A 5772-nucleotide genomic window follows, 5' to 3' on the forward strand; every position below is an offset into this window, starting at 1 on the left:
ATTAATTCTTAAGAGAAAACTCTAAAAGTATTAAGTTACTAGATTCTTAAATTAAAATATCCTTCGTTGGTAACAGCGAAGGATATTTTTTTGTTAAATAATTATTGATAAATAAATCCTATTGATAAATTTTTGAAAATATAAATTTTACTATGGTATAATTAGGGGAGAAAAATATTTTTTAACGAGAAGCAGTGTTGATGAGCTTAAAACTTTAAATACAAGCTTTGTAAAGTAAAGCTTTAAAAACTTTACATTAAAGCTTTAAAAGATGAGGTTTTATGTTATCGAGCTTGCTTAAGTAAGGAAAACTAAAAATATAAACTTTACAACCAACAATAACTTTATCCTTGGGTAGTAGAATCACAAATAGCAAAGAAAATTAAGGGTTTACTTTATAGTAATTGATCTTAATAAGGATCAGAGCTTTGAACAGTGACAGACTCTTTTACAAGGTTAACTTGAGGATAAAGGAAAAAATTATAAGGATTTTTTATGTTAGTACTTTTATCTCCAGCGAAAACTTTTAATACTAAGTTTCCTGTTCCTCATAGATTTCCTGTGCGTGCTCCTGAGTTTTATACCAAAAAAACAGAGCAACTTATTGCTCAATTAAAAGAGTTAACGCAAAGTGATTTAGAATCTTTATTAGATGTAAGTGAGAAGATAGCTCAAACTAATTTTGAACGTTATCGTGGCTGGACTAAAGAGTTAACCGAAGCTAATGCTAAACCTGCAGTATTTAGTTTTTGGGGAGATGTAAATAAGCATTTTGATGCTTTTAGTTTAACTACTGCTCAATTAAACTATGCTGATGAGCATGTGTTGTATTTAAGTGGTTTATATGGACCAGTGCGTCCATTAGACTTTATTAAAGAGTATCGCTTGGAGATGGGGAAATCTTTAGTTACTTCTCCAACTTGTAAAAATCTCTATCAATTTTGGCGTGAACCTTTAGTAAGCTATTTAAATCAACGTATTACTCAAGAAAAAATTAAAGTTATAGTTAACTTAGCTTCTAAAGAATATGCAGGAGCGGTAGACTTTGCTCAATTAAAAGCTCCAGTAATTGAAATTCAATTTAAAGACCAAAAAAATGGAGTTTATAAAGTAATTTCTGTAATTGCAAAACGCAGTCGTGGTGAATTTGCACGTTGGATTGTAGAAAATAAAGTTACTGAAATTGAGCAGTTAAAAGAATTTAATGTAGGTGGATATTATTTTAAAGTAGATGAATCTACCGATAACCTCTTTACTTTTTATCGAGATGAAAAGTAATATTCGTGAATTAATTCAAAGTGTTTGTAAATTTAGTCTAGATTTTAAGTCTAGACTTTTTTTATAGCTATAAAAAAGCGCCTCTTCAAACGAAGAGGCGTAATGATAATGAGAAAAAAATTATGACTTTATAATTTTTTTATTGTAAGACTCTTTAAAAGAGAAAAAAATCTCTAAAACTAATTTAAAACTCTTATTTTTATTGAGCTCTTATTTTTGTTTCATGATTTGGTCTTGTAACCAACGAGCCATTAAAGATACTGGACGACCAGTTGCTAAGTGGTGTTTGCCTGAAACCCAACCTGTACCAGCGATATCTAAATGAGCCCAATCATAATCTTTAGTGAAGTAGCTTAAGAAAGCAGCTGCTGTTGAAGCTCCACCAAAACGGCTACCTGCATTAGTTAAGTCAGCATGGTTACCACGCATATCCGCACGGAAGTCATCATCTAGAGGTAAATGCCAACCACGATCATCTACATAGTTACCTGCAGTTACAAGTTCTTGAGCAAAGTTATCATCACTAGAGAATACTCCAGTTAGACGACTACCTAGAGCTACCATACAAGCTCCGGTTAAAGTTGCAATGTCTACAACTTTAAGAGGGTTAAAGCTACCTGCATAAGTTAAAGCATCACAAAGTACTAAACGACCTTCTGCATCGGTGTTATTTACTTCTACCGTTAAACCATTCATAGATTTTAAGATATCACCTGGACGGTATGAAGTGCTAGAGATGAGGTTTTCACAACCTGCAACAAGTCCCACTAAGTTAATAGGGAGATTTAATTCTGCTACCGCTTTAACAAGACCTAATACCGAAGCTGCACCACACATGTCATATTTCATTTCCTCCATGCTTGCTGCTGGTTTAAGTGAATAGCCACCAGTATCAAAAGTCATACCTTTACCCACAAATACATATGGACGTTGGTTAGCATCAGGAGCTCCGTTGTATTTTACTACGGTCAGATATGGACGGTTACTTGATCCCTTACCTACAGCAAGGTAACAACCCATACCAAGAGCTTCCATTTCGTGTTCATCTAAAACATTAGTGGTAATGTTTTCGTAATCACGAGCAAGTTTTTCACCTTGATCGGCAAGATAACGAGGAGTACAAATATTTCCTGGTAAGTTACCTAAATCACGAGCTAGTTTTACTCCAGCTGAGATGCAACGAGCGTCAAGTAAACCTGCTTCAAAAGCTTCTACATGTTCTGCATCTACAAGGAAGTGGTAAGATTTTACACCTGTACAGCATGAGCAATTATCAGCATGTCCATCTTCAGGTTTATCTAAAGTAATAAAGCGTTTGAATTTGTAACGACTGAAGTTAATTGCTTCAACAAATAGTAGTGCGGTACGATATACACTGTCGCTACCATATTCAGGATATAAACCTGAATCTGCAAGAAGATTTTCAGGTAAAAGTAAAGTTAAAGCACTTGCTTTTACTTCTACGAGTTTTTTTACTAATGCATTTGCAAGAGTTTTTAAGCTTTTTGGTGCTAAAGAGTTTTCTGCATCAAATTTACCTAAACCTACTACAATTACACGAGTAAAGCCACTTAAGCCCGCAACTTGATAGAAATGCGAAACTTCGCCTACCGAACCTTTAAAGTTATCAAGAACTAATAATTGTTCAACAGCATTAACAGTTTGCTCACTAAGTTCATTGGTTTTTACTAATTTACGCTCATTATTAGCAAAAAGAACTAAAGTATCTTCTTTGCCATGGGCAAGAGTATTTACGGTATTAAATAGCATGTTACATCCTTTATTAAGTTAATCTGATTTTTAGTAGCTTTAAATCAAATATTTTTAAAACCCTAATATCTATTATAACCGTTAAAACGCATTTGTCAGGGGTTTTTATAAAGAAATAAAGAGAAAAATGTTTGAATTAGCTAAGCAGAATAGATTGGAGGTTAGATAAGTTCTAAGAAGGATAGGGGAACAGACTAAAGAGTGCAAAGAAAGATGAGAAGTGAAGAATGTAAAGTTAGGACTGTAAAGGGATGGTAATTAGAAGAATTAAGAATATATGGTAAGGGAGTAGGAAAAAATAATCGAGATTAGAAAGTGAAAAATTTGCGTATCAATTTTATTTTCTCTAGATAGAGGACTAGATATTTTTAAAGCCATTACCCAAAAGAGTAATGGCAAGCTTTTTATAAAAATTAATAAGTTATGGTTTTGAATTTAGAAGAGTAATGTTAAAAGCGCTTTTTAAATTCTTTTGTAATGATGAAAAAGTAACTGGATTAATAGAATATCGTTTTACCGTAAAATTTACAAAAGACGGATTTGTATCATAAAAGGCATTAATATTATTTTGAGCAAAAAGTCTTTGTAATAAAGGTTGTTTAAGGTAGTAGGTGTTATCTTTATTTTGCTTATCCAGCGTGAGAAAATCCGCATATGCAACCATAGTTGCAAATAAATCTTCATCGTTATCACATATTCCAGCGACTACTGCAAAGACTGCACAGTTTTGTATATGTTTGGTGTTTGGATTATTTGTGTAAGCTACCCAACAGTGTAATACTAGATCGTTATGTAAATTTTTTAGTTTTACATTATAAGTGTTGTTTTTTACGTCAGAGGTAAAAATTTGTTGATAATGATAAGCTAATTCTAAAGCTAGATCTTTAGCTTCTACGGTCTTATTTTCATAGGAACTAAATGTACTTTCATATCGAGACATTAGTTCTTGCATTTCAGAATAAGACATTAAATCATCTAAAAATTTCTCAGGATTTGTATTTTGTTGTGCTGTCGATGTAGGTATAAAAGAAGTAAATGGAAAAATTGCTAAAATAAACAGAGCTATAAATTTTTTTAACATATTAATTCCTTGAGATTGATATATGTAGTTGATTAAGTTGAGATATTTCTTTTGCTAGTCTAGTAAGTTTTTAAGTGGAATATAAAAATAAGCTTTTACAGGTTACCTATCTTTTATATAAGAAATATTTATGTATATTCTTCTTACTTTTACTTTTAGAGATATTTTGATATTTTCTAAATAAGAAATTTGATTTTATTCTACAAGAGTAATGTTAAAACTTTTTAGTAAATCTTGTGTTGTTGATAAGTATTTAAGATTGTTAGGATAGAGTTTTACGGTAAAATTTACAAAATACGGTTTAGTATTAACGTATAAATCAAGATTATTTTGAGCAAAAAGTCTATTTAATAAAGGTTGTTTAAGGTAATAGAGATTATTTTTTTCTTGATCATTTAGAGTGGCATAATCTGTATAAGCAGCTAGAGTAGCAAATACATCTTCATCAATATCAAATAGTCCAGTTGCAATCAATATTATTCCACATCTTCCTAAATGTTCATGTTTTGGGTTTTTGTTATAAACTTGAGCACAAATATTACCAAAACTATTAAAGAACATTTTGTATTCTATAGTATAAGTATTATTTTCTATTGTAGCCGGAAAAACTTGATTAAATTGATAAGCGAATTCTAAAGCGAGATCAAGTGTTTCTACTCTTTTATTTTCAAAGGATTTTAGAGAATTTATATATCGAGAAAATAATTCTTGAACTTTAGAAGATGACATTAAAATTTCTAATCTTTGCTCAGGGGTATAAGTTTGTGCTGTAGCGGTTTTTACAAAAGAAGTAAACAGGAAGATTGCTAAAATAAACAGAGTTATGAGTTTTTTTAACATATTAACTCCTTGAAATTGATACATGTAGTTGATTAAGTTGAGATATTTCTTTTGTAAGCCTAGTGAGTATTTTAAGTTGGTTCTAGGAGTCTCTAGTTTCTAATCTTTTATAGGTCAAAGGGGATAAGATAGTTTTATCTCGTAAGCGTAATTCCCCACTCAATTTTTAAAACATCTTTTATTGCTGAAAAGTATTTCTGATCAATAGAATATTTTTTTACAGTAAAATTCATTGAAGAAGGTTTTCGATTGTAAAATGAATTAAGTCGATTTGGACCAAAAACTTCTATTAGTAGATGTTGTTTAAGATAGTAAGTATTATTTCTTGTTTGACTATCAAGAGTAAGGTAATCTGTATATGCGACTAAAGTTGCAAAGAGATTTTCATCAAAATTGAATATTCCTGCTACTACAAGAATAATTCTGCAATTTCTGGCATGTTTATGTTTAGGATTATCTTCATGCATTTGCTTACAGAAATAAGATAGATCATTATGAAGTTTCTTATGAGTTACAGTATAAACATTACCTTTTACGGTAGAAGGAAAAACTTGAAGATATTGATAGGCAAATAGTTTAGCTAAATCAAGATCTTCTACATTTTGATTTTTAAGGTAATGCAAAGTATTTTCATATCTAGAGATGAGTTCTTGTATATAGTGATGAGACATTAAATTGTCGAATTCTGCATATACATTTTGTTGAGCTCTTGCCGTACTATTTACAAAGGAGGTAAATGGAAACGTTGCTAAAATAAACAGAGCTATGAGTTTTTTTAACATCTTAATTCCTTGAGATTGATA

5 protein-coding genes are annotated in these 5772 nt (G+C 30.9%); 1 reads left to right on the plus strand and 4 read right to left on the minus strand.

The annotated features are described in order from the left end of the window. Positions 1-495: 495 nt before the first annotated feature. The gene (gene yaaA / locus CKF59_RS00245; protein ID WP_119533980.1) at positions 496-1278 is read left to right on the plus strand and encodes a peroxide stress protein YaaA; all 783 of its coding nucleotides are present in this window, start codon (positions 496-498) and stop codon (positions 1276-1278) included. Between the two features lie 210 nt (positions 1279-1488). On the opposite strand, the gene CKF59_RS00250 is transcribed toward yaaA, so the two are convergent. From CKF59_RS00250 to CKF59_RS00265, 4 genes are all read right to left on the minus strand, one after another. Next, positions 1489-3048 carry a leucyl aminopeptidase gene (locus tag CKF59_RS00250; protein ID WP_119533981.1) on the minus strand — a complete coding sequence of 520 codons (1560 nt, stop codon included), beginning with the start codon at positions 3046-3048 and terminating at the stop codon, positions 1489-1491. A gap of 421 nt (positions 3049-3469) precedes the next feature. Then, the gene (locus CKF59_RS00255; RefSeq protein WP_119533982.1) at positions 3470-4129 is read right to left on the minus strand and encodes a hypothetical protein; all 660 of its coding nucleotides are present in this window, start codon (positions 4127-4129) and stop codon (positions 3470-3472) included. Between the two features lie 195 nt (positions 4130-4324). Next, a complete protein-coding gene (locus CKF59_RS00260) occupies positions 4325-4969 on the minus strand; it encodes a hypothetical protein (protein ID WP_119533983.1) in 645 nt (214 codons plus the stop codon). Between the two features lie 134 nt (positions 4970-5103). After that, positions 5104-5772 (minus strand): hypothetical protein (locus tag CKF59_RS00265; RefSeq protein WP_222985424.1); only part of this gene is annotated, 669 nt, incomplete at its 5' end.

It is taken from the genome of Psittacicella gerlachiana, assembly GCF_003585965.1.
Lineage (GTDB): Bacteria > Pseudomonadota > Gammaproteobacteria > Enterobacterales > Psittacicellaceae > Psittacicella > Psittacicella gerlachiana.